The organism is Pseudomonas putida, assembly GCF_022627325.1.
Classification (GTDB): domain Bacteria; phylum Pseudomonadota; class Gammaproteobacteria; order Pseudomonadales; family Pseudomonadaceae; genus Aquipseudomonas; species Aquipseudomonas putida_X.
On sequence record NZ_JAETZZ010000007.1, the window covers coordinates 224987 to 244968 of the forward strand.

Here is a 19982-nt window from a genome sequence, read left to right on the forward strand (position 1 = left end):
TTTGATCGGCGTGGATGGTAAGTGGTTGTTAAAAAAGAGATTTGCCTCCGGTTGAGAGGTGAACCTGGTGAGAAAGTGTCTATGAAAACAGGTCTGTACCATCCCGAAGAATTCAAGGACAACTGTGGTTTTGGCCTGATCGCCCATATGACGGGCGAACCGAGCCACCACCTTCTGCAAACTGCCATGCAGGCCCTGACTTGCATGACCCACCGTGGCGGTATCAACGCCGACGGCAAGACCGGTGACGGTTGCGGTCTGCTCATGCAGAAACCCGATCAATTCCTGCGTGCCGTAGCCCAGGAACATTTTGCCGTCGACCTGCCAAAGCAGTACGCCGTTGGCATGGTGTTCTTCAACCAGGACCCGGTAAAAGCCGAAGCTGCTCGCGCCAACATGGACCGCGAAATCATCGCTGCCGGCCTGACCCTGGTTGGCTGGCGCAAAGTCCCGATCGACACCAGCGTGCTCGGCCGCCTGGCGCTGGAGCGCCTGCCGCAGATCGAACAGGTGTTCATCGGCGGTGAAGGCCTGAGCGATCAGGAATTCGCCATCAAGCTGTTCAGTGCCCGTCGCCGTTCGTCCGTGGCCAACGCCCACGACGCCGACCACTACATCTGCAGCTTCTCGCACAAGACCATCATCTACAAAGGCCTGATGATGCCGCGCGATCTCGCGGCCTTCTATCCGGACCTGGACGACGAGCGCCTGCAAACCGCGATCTGCGTGTTCCACCAGCGCTTCTCCACCAACACCCTGCCGAAATGGCCGCTGGCGCAGCCGTTCCGCTTCCTCGCCCACAATGGCGAGATCAATACCATCACCGGTAACCGCAACTGGGCCATGGCCCGTCGCACCAAGTTCGCCAACGACCAGATCCCCGACCTCGAAGCGCTCGGCCCGCTGGTCAACCGCGTTGGTTCCGACTCCTCGAGCATGGACAACATGCTGGAGCTGATGGTCACCGGCGGCATCGACCTGTTCCGCGGCGTGCGCATGCTGGTACCGCCAGCCTGGCAGAACGTCGAGACCATGGACGCCGACCTGCGCGCGTTCTATGAATACAACTCCATGCACATGGAGCCGTGGGATGGCCCGGCCGGCATCGTCATGACCGAAGGCCGCCATGCGGTGTGCCTGCTTGACCGCAACGGCCTGCGCCCGGCGCGCTGGGTGACCACCAAGAATGGCTATATCACCCTGGCGTCGGAAATCGGCGTCTGGGACTACAAGCCTGAAGATGTCATCGCCAAGGGGCGTGTCGGCCCAGGCCAGATCTTCGCCGTGGACACCGAGACCGGTCACATCCTCGACACCGATGCCATCGACAACCGGCTGAAGTCGCGCCACCCGTACAAGCGCTGGCTGCGTCAGCACGCCTTGCGCATCCAGGCGACCCTCACCGACGACCAGGGCGCGGCCAGCTACGACGCTGACCAGCTCAAGCAGTACATGAAGATGTTCCAGGTCACGTTCGAAGAGCGTGACCAGGTACTGCGCCCACTCGGCGAGCAAGGCCAGGAAGCGGTCGGTTCGATGGGTGACGACACGCCAATGGCTGTTCTGTCGCAGCGCGTGCGTTCGCCTTACGACTTCTTCCGCCAGCAGTTCGCCCAGGTTACCAACCCGCCGATCGACCCGCTGCGCGAAGCGATCGTCATGTCGCTGGAGATCTGCCTGGGTGCCGAGCGCAACATCTTCCAGGAATCTCCCGAGCATGCCTCGCGGGTAATCCTCAGCTCCCCGGTCATCTCGCCCGCCAAATGGCGTTCATTGATGAACCTGGAGCGCGAAGGCTTCGACCGTCAGCTGATCGACCTCAACTACGAGGAAGGCATCGGCCTGGAAGCGGCCATCCGCAACATCGCCGATCAGGCAGAAGAAGCGGTTCGCGCAGGCAAGACCCAGCTGGTGCTCAGCGACCGCTATATCGCCCCGGGCAAGCTGCCGGTGCATGCTTCGTTCGCCGTTGGCGCGGTCCATCACCGCCTGACGGAAAAAGGCCTGCGTTGCGACAGCAACATCCTGGTCGAAACCGCCACTGCCCGTGATCCGCACCACTTCGCGGTACTGCTTGGCTTCGGCGCCTCTGCGGTATACCCGTACCTGGCGTATGAAGTGCTGGCCGACCTGATCCGCACCGGCGAAGTGCTGGGCGATCTGGACGAAGTGTTCAAGTACTACCGCAAAGGCATCTCCAAGGGCCTGCTGAAGATCCTGTCGAAGATGGGCATCTCCACCATCGCCTCTTACCGTGGCGCCCAGCTGTTCGAAGCGGTGGGCCTGGCCGAAGAAGTGGTCGGCTTGAGCTTCAAAGGCGTGTCCAGCCGCATCAAGGGCGCGCGTTTCGTCGACCTTGAGGGCGACCAGAAGCTGCTCGCCGCCGAGGCCTGGAGCGCGCGCAAGCCGATCCAGCAGGGCGGTCTGCTCAAGTTCGTCCACGGCGGCGAGTACCACGCCTACAACCCGGATGTGGTCAATACGCTGCAGGCTGCCGTGCAGCAGGGCGACTACGCCAAGTTCAAGGAATACACCACGCTGGTCGACCAGCGCCCGGTATCGATGATCCGCGACCTGCTGAAGGTGAAGGTGGCCGATCAGGCCCTGCCGCTGGATCAGATCGAGCCGCTGGAGGCGATCCTCAAGCGCTTCGACTCTGCTGGTATCTCGCTGGGCGCGCTGTCGCCAGAGGCTCACGAAGCGCTGGCCGAGGCGATGAACCGCCTGGGCGCGCGCTCCAACTCCGGGGAAGGCGGTGAAGACCCGTCGCGCTATGGCACCCTCCGTAGCTCCAAGATCAAGCAGGTGGCCACCGGCCGCTTCGGTGTGACTCCGGAATACCTGGTCAATGCCGAAGTGCTGCAGATCAAGGTTGCCCAAGGCGCCAAACCGGGCGAGGGTGGGCAGTTGCCAGGCGGCAAGGTCAACGGCCTGATCGCCAAGCTGCGCTATGCGGTACCGGGCGTGACCCTGATTTCGCCGCCGCCACACCACGATATCTACTCGATCGAAGACCTGGCCCAGCTGATTTATGACCTCAAGCAGGTCAACCCTCAGGCCCTGGTGTCGGTCAAGCTGGTGGCAGAAGCAGGCGTGGGTACCATCGCCGCTGGCGTGGCCAAGGCCTATGCCGACCTGATCACCATCTCCGGTTACGACGGTGGTACCGGTGCTTCGCCGCTGACCTCGATCAAGTACGCCGGCGCCCCGTGGGAACTGGGCCTGGCCGAAACCCACCAGACCCTGCGCGGCAACGACCTGCGCGGCAAGGTACGGGTACAGACCGACGGTGGCCTGAAAACCGGCCTGGACGTGATCAAGGCTGCCATCCTGGGTGCCGAGAGCTTTGGCTTCGGTACCGCACCGATGATCGCCCTGGGCTGCAAGTACCTGCGCATCTGCCACCTGAACAACTGCGCCACCGGCGTGGCCACGCAGAACGACAAGCTGCGCAAGGACCATTACATCGGCACCGTCGACATGGTGATCAACTTCTTCACCTTCGTTGCCGAAGAAACCCGCGAATGGCTGGCCAAGCTGGGTGTGCGTAGCCTGGGCGAGCTGATCGGCCGGACCGACCTGCTCGACGTGCTGCCAGGCGATACCGAGCGCCAGCACCACCTTGACCTGTCGCCGCTGCTGGGCAGCTCGCACATTCCGGCCGACAAGCCGCAGTTCTGCGAAGTCGACAAGAACCCGCCGTTCGACAAGGGCGAGCTGGCCGAGAAGATGGTCGAAATGGCCCTGCCGGCCATCCGCGATCAGGCCGGTGGCGAGTTCGCGCTCGACATCTGCAACTGTGACCGCTCCATCGGTGCGCGCATCTCCGGCGAAATCGCCAAGCTGCACGGCAACCAGGGCATGGCCGCAGCGCCGATCACCTTCCGCTTCAAGGGCACTGCAGGCCAGAGCTTCGGCGTGTGGAACGCCGGCGGCCTGAACCTGTACCTGGAAGGTGACGCCAACGACTACGTCGGCAAAGGCATGACCGGTGGCAAGGTCACCATCGTGCCGCCAGCCGGCAGCCCGTTCGAAACCCAGCACAGCGCCATTGTCGGCAACACCTGCCTCTATGGCGCCACGGGCGGCAAGCTGTTCGCCGCCGGCACCGCGGGCGAGCGCTTCGCTGTGCGTAACTCCGGCGCCCACGCTGTTGTCGAGGGTACTGGCGATCACTGCTGTGAATACATGACCGGTGGCTTTGTCTGCGTCCTGGGCAAGACCGGTTACAACTTCGGCTCTGGCATGACTGGCGGCTTCGCCTACGTGCTCGACATGGACAACAGCTTCGTCGACAAGCTCAACCACGAACTGGTGGAAATCCAGCGTATCAGTGGTGAAGCGATGGAAGCCTACCGTAGCCACCTGGCGCGGGTCCTTGGCGAATACGTGGAAGAAACCGGCAGCGAGTGGGGGCGTGAGCTCTCGGAGAACCTGGACGATTACGTGCGGCGCTTCTGGTTGGTCAAGCCGAAGGCGGCCAATCTCAAGCAACTGCTGTCCAGTACCCGTGCCAACCCGCAGTAAAAACAGCTGCAAGTGGCAAGCCTCAAGCTGCAAGTAAGAGCAGCTCGAGGTTCGCCCGGCTTAAGTGATCGTCTTGCGGCTTGCAGCTTGTAGCTTGCAGCTGCTGTTAAGAGGTTTTGAAAAATGGCTGAACGTCTGAGTAACGACTTCCAGTTCATCGAAGTGGGCCGCAAGGACCCGAAGAAAAAGCTGCTGCGCCAGCGCAAGAAGGAGTTCGTGGAAATCTACGAGCCCTTCAAGCCTCAGCAGTCCGTAGAGCAGGCGCATCGCTGCCTGGGCTGCGGTAACCCGTATTGCGAGTGGAAGTGCCCGGTGCACAACTTCATCCCGAACTGGTTGAAGCTGGTCGCCGAAGGCAACATCCTGGCCGCGGCCGAACTGTCGCATCAGACCAACACCCTGCCGGAGGTCTGTGGCCGTGTGTGCCCGCAAGACCGTTTGTGCGAGGGGGCCTGCACGTTGAACGACGGCTTCGGCGCGGTGACCATCGGTTCGGTTGAGAAGTACATCACCGACACCGCCTTCGCCATGGGTTGGCGCCCGGACATGTCCAAGGTCAAACCGACTGGCAAGCGCGTTGCCATCATCGGTGCTGGCCCGGCGGGCCTGGGCTGTGCCGACGTGCTGGTGCGTGCCGGGGTTACCCCGGTGGTGTTCGACAAGAACCCTGAAATCGGCGGCTTGCTGACCTTCGGCATCCCCGAGTTCAAGCTGGAAAAGACCGTGCTGAGCCATCGTCGCGAAGTCTTTACTGGCATGGGTATCGAGTTCCGCCTGAACACCGAGGTGGGCACCGACATCACCATGGAACAGCTGCTCGCCGAGTACGACGCCGTGTTCATGGGCATGGGTACCTATACCTACATGAAAGGCGGCTTCCCGGGCGAGGACCTGCCGGGCGTGCATGACGCGCTGGACTTCCTGATCGCCAACGTCAACCGCAACCTGGGCTTCGAGAAGTCGCCGCAAGACTTCGTCGATATGCAGGGCAAGAGGGTCGTGGTGCTGGGCGGTGGCGACACCGCGATGGACTGCAACCGCACCTCGATCCGCCAGGGAGCCAAGTCGGTGACCTGTGCCTACCGCCGTGACGAAGCCAACATGCCAGGCTCGCGCAAAGAGGTGAAGAACGCCAAGGAAGAGGGCGTGAAATTCCTCTACAACCGTCAGCCGATCGCCATTGTCGGTGAAGACAAGGTGGAAGGCGTGAAGGTGGTCGAGACCCGTCTTGGCGAGCCGGATGCCCGTGGCCGTCGCAGCCCTGAGCCAATCCCGGGTTCCGAAGAAATCCTCCCGGCGGACGCCGTGGTGATCGCATTCGGCTTCCGCCCAAGCCCGGCCCCCTGGTTCGAGCAGCATGGCATCCAGATGGACAGCCAAGGCCGCGTGGTGGCCCCGGAGAAAGGCAAGTTCAAGCACCAGACCAGCAACCCGAAAATATTTGCCGGTGGCGATATGGTGCGCGGTTCGGACCTGGTGGTGACCGCCATCTTCGAAGGCCGCAACGCTGCTGAAGGTATCCTGGATTACCTCGAAGTCTGATCGGCCCGATGGGGCCGCACAGCGGCCTCATCGGTTTTTGTATACAAAATTGTTTGATCCACGGCACCCAATAGACAAAACGCATGGTCTCAACCGTGCCTTTTGCGCTGGCGTCTGAGAAAATGCCCGCACTTTTTTGCCGGATGCCGACATGACTGCCCTGAAGAACGATCGTTTCCTGCGTGCACTGCTCAAGCAACCCGTAGACGTCACCCCTGTATGGATGATGCGCCAGGCCGGCCGTTACCTGCCGGAATACCGCGCCAGCCGCGCCAAGGCCGGTGACTTCATGAGCCTGTGCATGAACCCCCAGTTCGCCTGTGAGGTCACCCTGCAGCCGCTGGAACGCTACCCGCTCGACGCAGCGATCCTGTTCTCGGACATCCTCACCATTCCCGATGCCATGGGCCTTGGCCTTTACTTCGAGACCGGCGAAGGCCCGCGTTTCAAGAAGGTCATCAGCACCCCGGCCGACATCGAAGCGTTGGCCATCCCTGATCCGCAGAAAGACCTCGGCTACGTGATGGATGCCGTCAGCACCATTCGGCGCGAGCTCAACGGCCGTGTGCCGCTGATCGGTTTCTCCGGCAGCCCATGGACCCTGGCCACCTACATGGTCGAAGGTGGCTCGTCCAAAGACTTCCGCAAGACCAAGGCGATGGCCTACGACAACCCGCAAGCCCTGCACATGCTGCTGGACAAGCTGGCACAGTCGGTCACCAGCTACCTCAACGGGCAGATTCTGGCCGGTGCCCAGGCCGTGCAGATCTTCGACACCTGGGGCGGCAACCTGTCGGCGGCGGCGTATCAGGAGTTCTCCCTGGCCTACATGCGCAAGATCGTCAGCGGCCTGATCCGTGAGCACGATGGGCGCAAGGTGCCGGTAATCCTGTTCACCAAGAATGGCGGCCTGTGGCTGGAGAGCATCGCTGAAGCCGGCGCTGATGCACTGGGCCTGGACTGGACCTGCGAGATCGGCGACGCCCGCCGCCGCGTGGGTGACAAGGTTGCCCTGCAAGGCAACATGGACCCGACCGTGCTGTACGCCAAGCCCGAGGCCATCCGCAACGAAGTGGCACGGATCCTGGCGAGCTATGGCAAGGGTACCGGCCATGTGTTCAACCTCGGTCACGGCATTACGCCGGAGGTCGACCCGGAGCATGCGGGCGTGTTCATCAACGCCGTGCATGGACTGTCCGCGCAGTACCACCAGTGATCTGAGTGCTGGCCAGTCACGCGAATCGGGGCCGCTTTGCGGCCCATCGCCGGCAAGCCGGCTCCCACAGGGGCCGCGCCAGCTTTTAGCAGTTGCGCAAGACAGGTACTCCCACGAGGTGCGGTCAGCTGTGGCTGGCTTGTCGGCGATCACCGGCAAAGCCGGTGCCATGCCCTGGTTTTGTTGCATTAAGTTTTAATTCAGCGATCGTCGCTAATCTGGTCCCATCGAAACCGAAACAGGACCCGAACCTCATGAAAGCTCGCTACTTCGCTCTGATTCTCGCCCCCTTGTTCAGTACCGCTGCCTTGGCCGCCGGTTACACCGGCCCAGGCGCTCAGGCGGTGACTACCGTCGCCGCGGCCAATGACGCAGCCGATGACACCCCCGTAGTGCTGCAGGGGTATGTCACCAAGAAGGTCAACAATGACGACAAGTACGAATTCAAGGACAACACCGGCACTATCTCCGTCGAGATCGATGATGAAGACCTGCCGCCGACGCCGTTCAACGACAAGACCAAGGTCAAGCTGACCGGTGAGGTGGAAAAGCACCTGATGAGCCGTGAAGTGGATGTGGACATCGTCGAGATCGTTAACTGACCTGAGGGCCCAATCGTCGGCAAGCCGGCGATTGGGCTGCAGCGCAACCCTGTTCAGGCAGCCTTGGGCGCCAGCTTGCTGAGGTGCAATGCCACCAGCAACGCCACCGTCAGCAGGCTGCCGATGAACAGCCCGATACCACTCCAGCCCCACTGGTGCCAGAACACCCCACCTGCCGTGCCCGCCACACTCGACCCCGCGTAATAGCAGAACAGGTACAACGAAGAAGCCTGGCCCTTGGCCTTCAGCGCTCGCCGGCCGATCCAGCTGCTGGCTACCGAATGCGCTCCGAAAAAGCCGAAGGTAAAGATCAGCATCCCCACGATAATCATCACCAGGGGGCTGGCCAATGTCAGCAACAGCCCGCCCGCCATGACCAGAATGCTCGCCCAGAACACCCGCCGGCGTCCCAGTTTATCTGCCAGCGCCCCCACTTGTGCCGAGCTGTAGATACCCGACAGGTAAACCACCGATAGCAGGCCGACCAGCGCTTGGTTCATGTGATAGGGCTCGGCCAGCAGCCGATAGCCGATGTAGTTGAACAGGGTGACGAACGCGCCCATCAGCAGGAACGCTTCGAGGAACAACCAGGGCAGGCCCGCGTCCTTGAAGTGCATGACGAAGCCGTCCAGCAGGCTGCGCGGTTTCAGCGTCTGCGCCCTGAAATTGCGCGATTCGGGGAGCACCTTCCAGAACACCAGCGCTGCGATCAGGGCCAGGCCACCGATGGTCAGCATTGCCGTGTGCCAGCTGACGAAGTCGATCAGCACGCCGGTGATCAGGCGACCGCTCATGCCGCCGATGGCATTGCCACCGATATACAAGCCCATGGCCAGGCCGATGTGCTGGGGGTGGATTTCTTCGCTCAGGTAGGTCATCGCCACAGCTGCCAGGCCGCTCAGCGACAGGCCGACCAGCGCCCGCGTGGCGAGTACGCCTTCCCAGGTCGGCATCACCGCGCTGACGATGGTCGATAACGCGGCGCAGAGCAGGGCAAACACCATCACCGGCTTGCGCCCGATGCGGTCGGAAATCGGCCCGGTGATCAGCAGGCCGAACGCCAGCATGCCGGTCGACACCGACAGTACCAGGCTGCTCTGCGCGGCATTGATCGAAAACTCCTGCGACAGCAGCGGCATCATCGGCTGCACGCAATACAGCAGGGCGAAGGTCGCGAAGCCACCGCTGAACAGGGCCAGTACGGTCTTCATGAAGGCAGGGGTGCCTTTCTCGATCCAGATGTCGTTCAGCGGGGCAGGCTCGGGCTCAGCAGGAAGGGGGGCTACAGCAGTCTTCACGGGTGGGTACCTCAGGTGCAATGAAAAAATCATATAGCTGCCTAATGATTAGATCCAATATATTGTTCGACCTATTTAAGATGTTTGACGACTTGTTCTGGAGGGCCCATGGAACTGCGCCACCTGCGTTACTTCATTGCAGTTGCCGAAGAGCTGCACTTTGGGCGGGCGGCCCAGCAATTAGGCATTTCTCAGCCACCCCTGAGCCAACAGATCCAGGCCTTGGAACAGGAGTTGGGCGCGCGCCTGTTCGAACGTACCAATCGTCGGGTCGAGCTGAGTGAGGCCGGCCGGCTGTTCCTCGAGGAAGCGCGTCAGGTACTCGCGCAGGTTGAGAAGGCGGCTGATGTCGCGCGCCGCGCGCAGTTGGGTGAGCTGGGCGAAATGAAGATCGGCTTTACGTCGTCTGCCCCCTTCACCTCGAAAATTCCCAAGGCTATTCATGCCTTCCGCCAGCGTTTCCCGGCAGTGCACCTGAACCTCAAGGAAATGAGCAGCCGCGATGTCGCCGAGGGGGTGTTCGATGAGTCCATCGAGGTCGGGCTGATGCGGCCCATGCCCTTGCCGGAAGGGCTGGTGGCCACGGAGTTGTTTCGCGAACCATTGGTGGCGGTGATCAATGCCTCGCATGCGCTGGCCGAAGGGACCGAGCACGGTGTGCACATGGCGGCGCTGGCCCACGAACCGTTCGTGTTCTTCCCGCGCAGTTACGGCAGTGGTTTGCACGCCCAGTTGCTCAGCCTGGCGCGGCAGGCGGGGTTCAATCCGCATTTTGCTCAAGAAGCGGGGGAGGCCATGACCATCATTGGGCTGGTGTCGGCGGGTTTGGGGGTTTCGGTCCTGCCGGCTTCATTCCAACGCATGCGCATCGAGGGCGTGGTGTACCGTACCTTACTGGATGAAGAGGCGACGTCAGCGGTGTGGCTGGTGCAGCGTGAACGAGGCGGGTCGGCGATGGCGAGAGCGTTTGCCGAGTTGGTGACCGGGCAGGTATACGGCTAGGCGGGCAAAAGCGGGCACGATTGGACTGGCCTGCGCGCACCGGCGAGAGCTGGCTTGCCAGTGTTGGGCTGCATAGCAGCCCTAATGGAGCTGACTCACTGGAATTGACCTGGAGATGGCACTGCTAAAAGTGCCAAACCTGAAGGCTGATGCCAGTCTTGTAGCGATTCAGGGCCGCTTTGCGGCCCATCGCCGGCAAGCTGGCTCACACATTTTCCAGGTTTGCAGAAGCGATCAGTTCACGCGCGCCAGGTCACCCTTGAGCGCCACACCCGCGATCACCGCGCCAGCATGGCACTCGTAGGTCGCAGCATCCTTGCGTTCGTTCTTCTTGTAGTAGCTGGCGATATTGGTCACCGCGTTGGCGTTCACCTTGCGCGCGGCGTCCTGCAGGGTCAGCAGGGCCGATTGCAACGCCCATTCGCAGGCCGCTTCGTCGCTTTTGTTGAAGGCATTGGTCTTCTTGTTAGTGACCGCGTTGGCGCTGATCACATTGACCTTGCCGCGTGGCTGTACGCCAGCCAGGTAGAACTTCACCGAGCCATCGAGCTTCTTCTCGTTGAGCATCTGCTGCACAACTTTCTCGAAGGGTAGGTACAGGGCGGTGTCACGGGCCTGGCTGACGCCCGGCAGGGCGCAGAGCAGCAGGGCGGTGGCAGCGGTCCAGGTTTTCAGGCGCATCGGGTCTTCCTTGGTTTCAGTGGGGTTGGGTTGCGTCAGTGCCAGCGACGGAAGATCAACGAGGTGTTGACCCCGCCGAAGGCGAAGTTGTTGTTCATCACATATTGATGGTTCATGGCGCGGAACTCGCCGCGCAGGTAGTCCAGTTCACCGCAGCGCGGGTCGACATTATCGAGGTTGAGCGTGTGTACGTAGCGGTCGCTGTTGAGCATCTCGATGCTGAACCACGACTCCAATGCACCGCAGGCACCGAGGGTGTGGCCGAGGAAACACTTTTGCGAGCTGATCGGCATACGCGGGCCGAACAGGCTGCTGGTGGCCAGCGTCTCGGCGATATCGCCCTGCTCGGTAGCGGTGCCGTGGCCGTTGACGTAGCCGATGGCCTCGGGCGACAAGTTTGCGTCCTCCAAGGCCAACTGCATGGCGCGGCGCATGGTGAGCTGCTCAGGGCGGGTGGTGTGCTGGCCGTCGGCATTGCTGCCGAAACCGACGATTTCGGCGTGGATCTTCGCCCCACGGGCCAGGGCATGTTCCAGTTCCTCCAGCACCAGCATGCCGCCGCCCTCGCCGATCACCAGGCCGTCGCGGCCGCTGTCATAGGGGCGCGGGCTCAGGTGGGGTGTGTCGTTCTTCAGGCTGGTGGCGTACAGCGCGTCGAACACCATCGCCTCGGTCGGGCACAGCTCCTCGGCGCCACCCGCGAGCATCAGCGGCAGGCGGCCGAACTTGATCGCCTCGTAGGCGTAGCCGATGCCCTGACTGCCGCTGGTGCAGGCGCTGGAGGTGGGGATCAGGCGCCCGGTGAGGCCGAAGAAGATGCTGATGTTGGCGGCGGTGGTGTGCGGCATCATGCGCACATAGGAGTTGGCGTTCAGGCCATCAGCCACCGAGTTCAGCAGCATGTTGCCGAACGCCTTGATTTCGTCGGTGCTGCCGGTGGACGAACCGCAGGCCACGCCCATGCGCCCATCGCGGATGCTCGGGTCGCCGAACAGCCCGGCATCGTCCAGGGCACGCTCGGCGGCAGCCACTGCCAGGCGCGAAACCCGGCCCATGCTGCGCAGTTGTTTGCGGGTCCAGTGGCTTGGCACCTTGAAATCATCGATGGGGCCCGCCAGGCGTGTGTTCAACTCCTCGAAACGGTCCCATTCGTCCATGCGGCGGATGCCGCTGCGCTGGTTGGCGAAATGCCCGCTGATGCTCGCCCAGTCGCTGCCCAGGGCGGTGATCCCGGCCATGCCGGTGACGACGACGCGGCGCATCAGCATAGCCCCCCGTTCACCGCCAGGACCTGGCGGGTGATGTACGCCGCCTCGGGCGACATCAGGAAATTCACCGCGCCGGCCACTTCGTCCGGTGTGCCCATGCGCCCGGCGGGGATCATCTTCAGCAGCTCGTCCACCGGCACGTGTTCGTCGAGCATGGCCGTGTCGATCAGCCCGGGGGCCACGCAATTGACGGTGATGCGGCGCTTGCCCAGTTCTATTGCCAGGGCCTTGGCGGCGCCGATCAGGCCCGCTTTGGAGGCGCTGTAGTTGACTTGGCCTCGGTTGCCGATCAGCCCCGACACCGAGGTGATACAGACGATGCGCCCCGGCGCGCGGCGGCGGATCATCGGCATGGTCAGTGGCTGCAGGACGTTGTAGAAGCCGTCGAGGTTGGTGCGCAACACCTGGTCCCAGTCTTCGTCAGTGAGCGCCGGGAAGGCCCCGTCGCGGGTCAGGCCGGCGTTGCAGACCACGCCGTAGTAGGCACCGAAGCGTTCCACGTCGCTTTCGAGAATGGCCCGGCAGGCAGCGCGATCGCTGATGTCGAACTGCAGCACCCGTACCTGCTGGCCCAGCGCGCGGATTTCCTCGGCCACTGCATGGGCCTCGGCCAGGCCGCTGCGGCAGTGCAGCACCAGGTCGTAGCCGGCCCGGGCCAGGCGCAGGGCGATGGCGCGGCCGATGCCCCGGCTCGAGCCGGTGACCAGAATGGTATCAGTCATGGGAAGGTTCCTCTGGGCGTGCTTCGGCCAGGTAGCTGGCCGCTTGGGGCGGGCGGTAGACGTTCAGGCGGGCACTGGCATGGATACCGGGGCCGCGCAGGTGGCATTCGAACACGCCCATGCCGTTCTCGTCTTCGAGCGAACGCAGGGCGTGGATGTGCAGTTCGGCGCCGGCCGGGAAGTGCTCGACATCACATTCGAACTTGCGTGTGCCGAGCAGAAAGCCCAGTTCCACCGGCTGACCATTGCGCCGCGCCCGGCAACCGGCATAGGCCGCCACGCTCTGGGCCATCAGCTCGACGCCGAGCCAGGCCGGCAGGCTGCCATCGGCGCGGTTGAACAGGCCGCCGGGGCGCACGGTGGCGCGGGTGTGGATCTGCTCGTCGTCGCAGCTGTCGACCTGGTCGATCAGAATCATGTCGCCGGCGTGGGGCAGCAGCTCGGCCAGTGGCCAGGGGATCATGGGGTGTCTCCGAGAATCAGGCTGACGTTGTTGCCGCCGAAGGCGAACGAGTTGCTCATCAAACGGCGTGGGCGTTGCGTGCCCATGCGCTGGCTGCCGTCGACCAAGGCCAGGGCCGGCAGTGCCGGGTCCTGTTGGCGGTCCCAGACATGCGGCGGCAGCAACCCCTCGGGGTTGTGCCCGCTCAGGCTCAACCAGCAGAACGCCGCTTCCAGCGCGCCGGCGGCGCCAAGCGTGTGGCCGGTCATCGGTTTGCTCGACGAGCAGGGCAGCGTGGCGCCGAACAGCGTATGCACGGCCAGGCTTTCCATGGCGTCGTTATGCGCCGTGGCAGTGCCGTGCAAGTTCAGGTAATCGATCTGCGCTGGTGCAAGGCCGGCATTGTCCAGTGCTTTGCCCATGCACTGCAAGGCGCCAGTGCCAGTCGGGTCGGGGGCAGAGATGTGGTGGGCGTCGGAGCTGGCCCCGGCACCCAGCAATGCGATGTGACTGCCTGCGGCGTTGCCCTCGCGGGTCATCAGGAACAACGCCGCGGCCTCGCCGATGTTGATGCCGTTGCGGTTGACCGAGAATGGGTTGCAGCGCTGCTCGCTGATCGCCTCCAGGGCGCTGAAGCCATTGAGGGTCAGGCCGCACAGGCTGTCGACGCCGCCGCACAGCACCGCGTCGCACAGGCCCAGGTCGAGCAGGCGCCGGGCGCTGAGCAGGGCACGGCCACTGGAGGTGCAGGCGGTGGAAATCACGTAAGCCGGGCCGCTCAGCTGCAACCAGTCGGCGAGGAAGTTGGCCGGTGCGCTCAGCTCTTGCTCGGCGTAGCGGTAATTGGCAGGGAACTGCCCGCTTTGCAGGTACTGCGAAAAGCCTGCGCTGGCTTCGGCGATGCCAGAGGTGCTGGTGCCGAGGATCACCGCGACGCGGTGCGCGCCATACCGGCCGATGGCCTGGCGGATGGCCGGCTCGATCTGCAGGGCTGCGGTGTACAGCAACTGGTTGTTGCGGCTGTGCTGCTCGGGCAGCGGCACGGCGGGCAGGGCGCCGATGACCGCCCCGACCGGTGGCTGGCGCTCGGGGATCCAGCCCGCTGCCGGCTGCATGCCGGAGCAGTCGCCGGCGAACAGGCGCGCGGCCACTTCGGCCTGCCCTTGGCCAAGGGCGCAGACCAGGCCGAGGGCATTGAGGTAGGCGGTCATGGGGTGTCCTCGCGGGGCAGAGGGTCGACTGAATAACGCAGGCCATCACCGAGGTTCAAGTCGAAAGCGTCGGCGGCGCGATAGCGGACCTGCCAGCGATCGCCCAGCCAGCGGCGCTCATTCTGCTGGCGCGCCTGCGGATAAAGCTGCGGCAGTTGCTCGGCCGGGGTCAGGGCAAACAGCACGGCGGCGAACAGCTCGCGCGCGGCCGGGTTCGGCGGCAGCAGGCCATCGGCATGCCACTGCTGGCCATCGAGCAGCTGACGCGCCTGGGGAATGCCCAGCAGGTCGAGCAGCGACCAGCGCAGGTAGCCGTGCTCGCCCTGGATCACCAGCAGCCAGTCCTGGCGCTGGCCAGCCTGTTCACGTTCGACATGCAGCTGCTGCGGCAGTTGCAGCGCAGGCATGTGCGCCGGCAGCGGCGGGCGTGCGGCGCAGGCGCCGAGCAGCAGGCACAGGGCCAGGGCCAGCAGGTGCTTCATGGCTGCTCCAGGGGCTTGCGCGCCACCACGTTGACCAGCGTCTCTTCGCGCTGGCCGACCGCAGGTGGCGTGCGCAGGCCCAGGCGTTCGAGCAGGCCGAAGTCCGTGGCGCGACTCCACCACAGGTAGGGATACGAGACGTTGCGCGGGCCGAACTGGAAGCCTTGCTGGCGCAGCATCTGCAAGTACCCCTCGGCGCTCTTTTGCACGTGCATGGGGTGGCGGAAGAACCAGCGGATCACCCAGGTATCGATGTAGGCTTCGGTGGACTCGGCGAACAGCAGGTAGCCGCCAGGCTTGAGCACCCGGTAGAACTCGGCCAGGGCCTTTTCCTGCTCCACCAGGTGGTGGAAGGTCTGGTGGCAGAACAGGATATCGACGCTGGCGTCCGGGTACTGCAACCGGGCGCAGTCGCTGCCCCGCAGCTCCACCTCAAGGCCCAGGCGGCGGGCCTCGGCGGCGCTCAGCTCAAGGCTGTGCGGGTCGGCATCGGTGCCCATCAGCTTGGCCGGGGCGAACACCTGTTGCAGGTGCTTGAACGACTTGCCCTGGCCGCAGCCGGCGTCGAGCAGCACCGGCGCCTGCGGCGGCTCACCGTCGAACAGTTGGCGCAGGTCGTTGATCGCCACGCGCAGCACATGGTGCTGCCAGACGTGGCTGGCAAGGAAGCGGAAACCGATACGGGTTTCTTCGACGTAGGTGTCGCTGAGGAACGGGCGCTGGTTCATGCAGGGGCTCTCGCGCACAGCTCGGCCAGGGTGCGCAGGCGCCGCCTCGGCTCGGCGACGAAGGGGTTGCGGGCGTCCCAGGCGTAACCGGCGAGGATCGAGCTGATCATGGCGCGGATCTCCGGCGAGCTGCCGGAGTGGTAGATGACGTCCTGGAAGCTGCCGTCGTACCAACCTTCCACGTACACGCGGAAGGTATCGACGCCACGCTTGAGCGGTTCGGCGAACTCGCCCTGCCAGTCCACCGCCTCGCCTTGCAGTTGGCGGTGCAGCAGGCCGGCGGCCATGCTCGCCGAACGCATGGCGATGGTCACGCCCGAGGAGAACACCGGGTCGAGGAATTCGGCGGCGTTGCCGAGCAAGGCGTAGCCCTTGCCGTGCAGGCCCTTGACGTTGGCCGAGTAGCCACCGATGGTGCGTGCTGGGGTGTCCCACACCGCGTTGGCCAAGACCTTGGCCAAGCTTGGGGTCTGCGCCACGAAGTGCTTGAGGCAGGCATCCAGGTCCTTGGGCGCGGCGGCGAAGCGCTCGGCGGCGGCGACCACGCCCAGCGACGTGCGGCCATCGCTGAAGGGGATGGTCCAGAACCAGATGTCGCGGTGCTGGGGGTGAGTGGTGATGAGGATCTTGTCGCGGTCGAAGCCTGGATGGTCGATGCGGTCCTCGATGTGGGTGAACACTGCCTGGCGCACAGGGAAGTTCGACGGTGCCTCGAGGTCGAGCAGGCGCGGCAGTACGCGGCCATAGCCGCTGGCGTCGAGCACGAACTGCGCCTGCACGTTGTATTCGCTGCCATCCGGGCGACGGGCGCGCACCTGCGGCCGTTCACCGCTCATGTCGGCGCTGACGATCTCGTGCTCGTAGCGGATTTCGACGCCCTGAGCCTCGGCCTGGTCGGCCAGCAGCTTGTCGAAGCGCCCGCGCTGCACCTGAAAGGTGCTCGGCTTGCCTTGGCTGAAGGTCTGGCCGAAATCGAAGGCGGTGTATTCCTCGCCCCAGGCGAAGGCTGCGCCGTTCTTGTGCTGGAAGCCGGCTGCTTGCAGGGCATCGAGCATGCCCGCTTCCTCGACGAAGTCGAGGCAGTGGGACAGCAGGCTTTCGCCGATGGAGAAACGTGGGAAGCGCTGGCGTTCGATCACCAGCACGTCGTGGCCCTGGCGCTTGAGCAGCGCGGCGGCGATGGCGCCGGACGGGCCGGCACCGATCACCAGCACCTGGCGTTGTTGCAGTTCAATGTTCGGCATGAGGGCTCCTTGCCATGGAAACGGAATTCGAAAGGATGTGCTGGGCCAGTGCGGCGACACGGCGCAGGCCGAGCACCCACAGGGCGAACAGACACAGGGCCATGGCCCAGAGCGACAGCGGGGTCATGGGTGCGGTTGCGCTCCATCACGGGGGGCCGCCCAAGGGGCCAGGAGGAAGCTGAACGCCAGGCCCAGGCTCACGGCCAGGCCGAAACTGCTCACTGCCGGTGTGCTCGACAGCGCCAGCAGGCCGAACGACAGCCAGGTGGTCAGCGCCGCCAGCAAGGTGCCGAGCAGGCTAACCGCCGCGCCGCCGATGCGCTCGTGCATGAGGATCGCGTAGTCGACGCTGATGGCGGTCACCAGCAGCAGGCCGAACAGGCTGAACAGGGTCAGCGGTTGACCGAGCCAGCCGAGGCTGGCCAGGCTGCACAGCGCCGCCAAGAGCGGCAGGGCGACGATACGCAGTGAACCACGCAAGCCGAACGGCGGCACCAGCAGCACCAGGATCAGCGCGCAGGACAGCAACTTGAGCTCCGCCGCACTGACCTGGGTAGCGGCGAACAGCTGGTTCAGTTCACCGAGGCGGTCGATCAGTTGCACGCCATCTAGGCCATCGGTCTGTAGGTGCAGCAGCGCGGTGTCGCTCAAGCCTTGCAGGCTGACGATGGCGGCTACCCCGCTGTCTTGCTGGCCCAGCCACAACGGCCGCCAGGCTTCGCCGAGCGGGCCGGCCAGGACGTGCTCGATAACCTGGTCCGGCAGTTGGCGCAGCTGATCAGCCTGCGCGGCCAGCGCGGCCTGCGGAACGCCCAGGGCCAGCAGTGGCTGCCAGTGTTGCGGCAGTACGGCCAGTGCCTGGCGTACCTGGCCTTGAGCGGCCGGGCTGGCAACCAACTGGCTGAGGCTCATGAACCCCTTGAGCTTGCCCAGCTCGACCAGCTCTTGAAGCTCGCCGGACAGCGCCTCGAGGCGGCCCAGCAGTTGTTGTTGATCGGCCCCGCGTACCAGGTAGAACTGGCTGGTGGGCTGGTAGCCGGTGATGCGCGCCACCGCCTGGGCTTCTTCCATCAGTTGCGGCGGGGTGCCAACCCACTGGCGGATGTCGTTGTGGGTTTGCAGCTGCCACAGGCCAGCGGCGCAGAACGACAGCGCCAAAGCCAGCAAGGCGCCGCTGGGCACCTTGCGCAGCAATTGCTCGCGCCAGGTGGTGAGGGTTTCGGCGATGCGCAGCGGCCATTGCGCCGGTTGCAGTTCGACCGTGGCCAGCAGCGCCGGCAGCAGGCACACCGCGCTCAGGTAGGCGCCGACCAGGCCGGCTGCGGAAAACGCGGCGATCTGGGTCAGTGCCGGGAACGGCGTGAAGGCCAGGGCCAGGTAGCCGATGCAACTGGTGGCCAGGCTCAGGCTCATGCCCGGCAAGGTCAGGCGCATAGCTGGCCAGCTGCGCCAGGGCTTGAGGCTCCAGCCCTTGGACAGGTAGTGCAGCGGGTAGTCGACCGCCACGCCGATCAGGCTGGAACCGAGTACCAGGGTCATTACGTGCATCTGGCCGAACAGCGCTACGCACACCACCGAGCCGAACAGCATGCCCACCAGTACCGGGACGAACGCCAGCCACGCCCGCCAACGGCGAAAGGTCAGCAGCAACAGCAACAGGATGCCCAGTGTGGCGCCACCCCCGACCCAGGTGATTTCCCGGCTGGCCTGTTGCTGGCCGGCAGCGGCGTGCAGCAGGCCGCTGGCTGCCAGCAGGTGGGCACCGGCCTGGCCGGCCTGGGCGCGGCTCTGCTTGAGCAGTTCGGCTACCTGCAAGGGCAGGTGCAGGTCGAAGGCGTTGCCCACGGTGCGCGCGCGCAGCAGCACCCAGGCCTGGCCGTCGGCCTGAGCGACCAGTGCGCCGCTGGTGGTATCCAGTTCGACATTGGCCGGCTTCGGCTGGCTGTTCTGGATACGCCCGGTAAGGCCCAGCCAGTCGTCCTGGCTGGGCACCAGGCTGAAACCGGCGAAGGGGTCGAACAGGCTTTCCACGCGTTGCTCGATAAAGGCGTCCGGGTGCTCGACCAGCTGTTTCCGGTCCTCGGCCGCCAGCATCGCCAGGCGGCCTTGCAGCAGTTGTTCACGCACCGCCTGCAGGTCGGTCTGCAGGCTCCACTGGACCTTTTCGAACAGGCCGCTGGCCTGCCATTGCCCGGCCAGTTTCTGCGCCATGGCCAGCGCCTGCTGGCGGTCGGCATGGCCGACCAGCACCAGCAGCTCGCGGTTCAGCGGCTCCTGCATGCGTTGTTCGGCGCGCTTGACCAGTGGGTCCTCGGTGGCCCCGGGCACCAGGGTCATCAGGTCGGCGGACAGCGGCGCGCCGCGATGCCACTGCCAAGCGGCAATCGCCAGCATGGCCAGCAGCAGGCAGACGAACAGGCGCGGCAACAGGCGTTCAGTTGGCAAAATCACGGCGCTCCGCGTCGCTCAGGGCAGCGCTGCCACTGCTGTCGGGCATGCGCAGCACGGTGCTGTCACCCTGGGTTTCGCTCAGCACGATGCGCTCGACATAGCGCCCCCCGCTGATGTCGATGTGGGTGAAGACCTGCTTGAGCAGCAACGAACGGGGCGTCAGGCGCAATTGCCACTGCTCGGCCTCGCCGCTCAGGCTCAACTCGAAGTCCCGTTGCAGGCCGCTGCTGTCGCCTTGCAGCACAGCGAAGAACAGGCGGTTCTGCTCGGCCCCGGCGCTGCGGCTGGGCAGGGTTTGCCAGCCACTCGGGTCGCGCCGGGCAATGCCTTGGGCGTCGATGCGGTAATCCTGGCGCAGTGGCGTTTGCAGCAGCCACAGCAGGCCAAGGTCGCGGGCCAGCACGAAGCGGCCCTTGCTCAACAGGGGCTGGGGCAGGGCACGCAGATGCTTTTCCTGGATGAACGGACCCTTGATCACCGCCGGCGCGCTCAGCTGCTTTTGCAGGTCGTCGAGGCCGAAGGCGAAGGCCAAAGGGCTGATGAGCGACATCACGATTACAGCGAGG

Annotated in this window: 17 protein-coding genes; 5 read left to right on the plus strand and 12 right to left on the minus strand. The window is 64.5% G+C overall.

The window, feature by feature from the left end; translation table 11 throughout:
- Positions 1 to 81: 81 nt before the first annotated feature.
- From gltB to JNA92_RS13465, 4 genes are all read left to right on the plus strand, one after another.
- The gene (gene gltB / locus JNA92_RS13450; protein ID WP_241805117.1) at positions 82 to 4527 is read left to right on the plus strand and encodes a glutamate synthase large subunit; all 4446 of its coding nucleotides are present in this window, start codon (positions 82 to 84) and stop codon (positions 4525 to 4527) included.
- A 123-nt stretch (positions 4528 to 4650) separates the two neighbouring features.
- Positions 4651 to 6069 carry an FAD-dependent oxidoreductase gene (locus JNA92_RS13455; protein WP_241805118.1) on the plus strand — a complete coding sequence of 473 codons (1419 nt, stop codon included), beginning with the start codon at positions 4651 to 4653 and terminating at the stop codon, positions 6067 to 6069.
- Positions 6070 to 6220: 151 nt separating this feature from the next.
- Complete coding sequence (hemE, locus tag JNA92_RS13460; protein ID WP_241805119.1) at positions 6221 to 7285, plus strand: uroporphyrinogen decarboxylase; 1065 nt, start codon at positions 6221 to 6223, stop codon at positions 7283 to 7285.
- Positions 7286 to 7539: 254 nt separating this feature from the next.
- Positions 7540 to 7887, plus strand: coding sequence for a YgiW/YdeI family stress tolerance OB fold protein (locus JNA92_RS13465; protein ID WP_241805120.1), 348 nt, complete (start codon positions 7540 to 7542; stop codon positions 7885 to 7887).
- Between the two features lie 53 nt (positions 7888 to 7940).
- Here the strand turns inward: JNA92_RS13465 and JNA92_RS13470 are convergent, their stop codons facing one another.
- Entirely contained in the window at positions 7941 to 9185 is a 1245-nt protein-coding gene (locus JNA92_RS13470) for an MFS transporter (protein ID WP_431312460.1), read from the minus strand.
- 108 nt (positions 9186 to 9293) lie between these two features.
- On the opposite strand from JNA92_RS13470, the gene JNA92_RS13475 reads away from it, so the two are divergent.
- On the plus strand, positions 9294 to 10187 hold the full coding sequence (locus tag JNA92_RS13475; protein ID WP_241805123.1) for a LysR family transcriptional regulator: 894 nt from the start codon (positions 9294 to 9296) through the stop codon (positions 10185 to 10187).
- 234 nt (positions 10188 to 10421) lie between these two features.
- On the opposite strand, the gene JNA92_RS13480 is transcribed toward JNA92_RS13475, so the two are convergent.
- The 11 genes from JNA92_RS13480 to JNA92_RS13530 are packed head-to-tail and all read right to left on the minus strand — an operon-like array spanning position 10422 to position 19966.
- Positions 10422 to 10868, minus strand: a complete 447-nt coding sequence (locus tag JNA92_RS13480; RefSeq protein ID WP_241805125.1) for an excinuclease — start codon at positions 10866 to 10868, stop codon at positions 10422 to 10424.
- Between the two features lie 35 nt (positions 10869 to 10903).
- Positions 10904 to 12130, minus strand: coding sequence for a beta-ketoacyl-ACP synthase (locus JNA92_RS13485; RefSeq protein ID WP_241805126.1), 1227 nt, complete (start codon positions 12128 to 12130; stop codon positions 10904 to 10906).
- On the minus strand, positions 12130 to 12858 hold the full coding sequence (fabG, locus tag JNA92_RS13490) for a 3-oxoacyl-ACP reductase FabG (RefSeq protein WP_241805127.1): 729 nt from the start codon (positions 12856 to 12858) through the stop codon (positions 12130 to 12132). Before fabG ends, JNA92_RS13485 begins: the two co-directional genes overlap by 1 nt.
- Positions 12851 to 13321, minus strand: a complete 471-nt coding sequence (locus JNA92_RS13495; protein ID WP_241805128.1) for a hotdog family protein — start codon at positions 13319 to 13321, stop codon at positions 12851 to 12853. The genes fabG and JNA92_RS13495 overlap by 8 nt, the downstream gene beginning before the upstream one ends.
- On the minus strand, positions 13318 to 14511 hold the full coding sequence (locus JNA92_RS13500; RefSeq protein ID WP_241805129.1) for a beta-ketoacyl-[acyl-carrier-protein] synthase family protein: 1194 nt from the start codon (positions 14509 to 14511) through the stop codon (positions 13318 to 13320). The genes JNA92_RS13495 and JNA92_RS13500 overlap by 4 nt, the downstream gene beginning before the upstream one ends.
- Complete coding sequence (locus JNA92_RS13505; protein WP_241805131.1) at positions 14508 to 14993, minus strand: hypothetical protein; 486 nt, start codon at positions 14991 to 14993, stop codon at positions 14508 to 14510. Before JNA92_RS13505 ends, JNA92_RS13500 begins: the two co-directional genes overlap by 4 nt.
- The gene (locus tag JNA92_RS13510; protein WP_241805133.1) at positions 14990 to 15721 is read right to left on the minus strand and encodes a class I SAM-dependent methyltransferase; all 732 of its coding nucleotides are present in this window, start codon (positions 15719 to 15721) and stop codon (positions 14990 to 14992) included. The genes JNA92_RS13505 and JNA92_RS13510 overlap by 4 nt, the downstream gene beginning before the upstream one ends.
- Positions 15718 to 16965: an NAD(P)/FAD-dependent oxidoreductase gene (locus JNA92_RS13515; protein WP_241805134.1), complete on the minus strand. Its 1248-nt coding sequence runs from the start codon at positions 16963 to 16965 to the stop codon at positions 15718 to 15720. The genes JNA92_RS13510 and JNA92_RS13515 overlap by 4 nt, the downstream gene beginning before the upstream one ends.
- Positions 16952 to 17092 carry a hypothetical protein gene (locus tag JNA92_RS13520; RefSeq protein WP_241805135.1) on the minus strand — a complete coding sequence of 47 codons (141 nt, stop codon included), beginning with the start codon at positions 17090 to 17092 and terminating at the stop codon, positions 16952 to 16954. The genes JNA92_RS13515 and JNA92_RS13520 overlap by 14 nt, the downstream gene beginning before the upstream one ends.
- Positions 17089 to 19416 (minus strand): MMPL family transporter, encoded by a 2328-nt coding sequence (locus JNA92_RS13525; protein WP_241805136.1) that lies wholly within the window; start codon positions 19414 to 19416, stop codon positions 17089 to 17091. Before JNA92_RS13525 ends, JNA92_RS13520 begins: the two co-directional genes overlap by 4 nt.
- Entirely contained in the window at positions 19400 to 19966 is a 567-nt protein-coding gene (locus tag JNA92_RS13530) for an outer membrane lipoprotein carrier protein LolA (protein WP_241805190.1), read from the minus strand. The genes JNA92_RS13525 and JNA92_RS13530 overlap by 17 nt, the downstream gene beginning before the upstream one ends.
- Between the last annotated feature and the right edge of the window lie 16 nt (positions 19967 to 19982).

What these genes read in the sequence shown, in the direction of transcription:
- gltB (WP_241805117.1), top strand. Translation starts at nt 82, where the DNA reads ATGAAAACAGGTCTGTACCATCCCGAAGAATTCAAGGACAACTGTGGT.
- JNA92_RS13455 (WP_241805118.1), top strand. Translation starts at nt 4,651, where the DNA reads ATGGCTGAACGTCTGAGTAACGACTTCCAGTTCATCGAAGTGGGCCGC.
- hemE (WP_241805119.1), top strand. Translation starts at nt 6,221, where the DNA reads ATGACTGCCCTGAAGAACGATCGTTTCCTGCGTGCACTGCTCAAGCAA.
- JNA92_RS13465 (WP_241805120.1), top strand. Translation starts at nt 7,540, where the DNA reads ATGAAAGCTCGCTACTTCGCTCTGATTCTCGCCCCCTTGTTCAGTACC.
- JNA92_RS13475 (WP_241805123.1), top strand. Translation starts at nt 9,294, where the DNA reads ATGGAACTGCGCCACCTGCGTTACTTCATTGCAGTTGCCGAAGAGCTG.
- JNA92_RS13480 (WP_241805125.1), bottom strand. Translation starts at nt 10,868, where the DNA reads ATGCGCCTGAAAACCTGGACCGCTGCCACCGCCCTGCTGCTCTGCGCC.
- JNA92_RS13485 (WP_241805126.1), bottom strand. Translation starts at nt 12,130, where the DNA reads ATGCGCCGCGTCGTCGTCACCGGCATGGCCGGGATCACCGCCCTGGGC.
- fabG (WP_241805127.1), bottom strand. Translation starts at nt 12,858, where the DNA reads ATGACTGATACCATTCTGGTCACCGGCTCGAGCCGGGGCATCGGCCGC.
- JNA92_RS13495 (WP_241805128.1), bottom strand. Translation starts at nt 13,321, where the DNA reads ATGATCCCCTGGCCACTGGCCGAGCTGCTGCCCCACGCCGGCGACATG.
- JNA92_RS13500 (WP_241805129.1), bottom strand. Translation starts at nt 14,511, where the DNA reads ATGACCGCCTACCTCAATGCCCTCGGCCTGGTCTGCGCCCTTGGCCAA.
- JNA92_RS13505 (WP_241805131.1), bottom strand. Translation starts at nt 14,993, where the DNA reads ATGAAGCACCTGCTGGCCCTGGCCCTGTGCCTGCTGCTCGGCGCCTGC.
- JNA92_RS13510 (WP_241805133.1), bottom strand. Translation starts at nt 15,721, where the DNA reads ATGAACCAGCGCCCGTTCCTCAGCGACACCTACGTCGAAGAAACCCGT.
- JNA92_RS13515 (WP_241805134.1), bottom strand. Translation starts at nt 16,965, where the DNA reads ATGCCGAACATTGAACTGCAACAACGCCAGGTGCTGGTGATCGGTGCC.
- JNA92_RS13520 (WP_241805135.1), bottom strand. Translation starts at nt 17,092, where the DNA reads ATGACCCCGCTGTCGCTCTGGGCCATGGCCCTGTGTCTGTTCGCCCTG.
- JNA92_RS13530 (WP_241805190.1), bottom strand. Translation starts at nt 19,966, where the DNA reads ATGTCGCTCATCAGCCCTTTGGCCTTCGCCTTCGGCCTCGACGACCTG.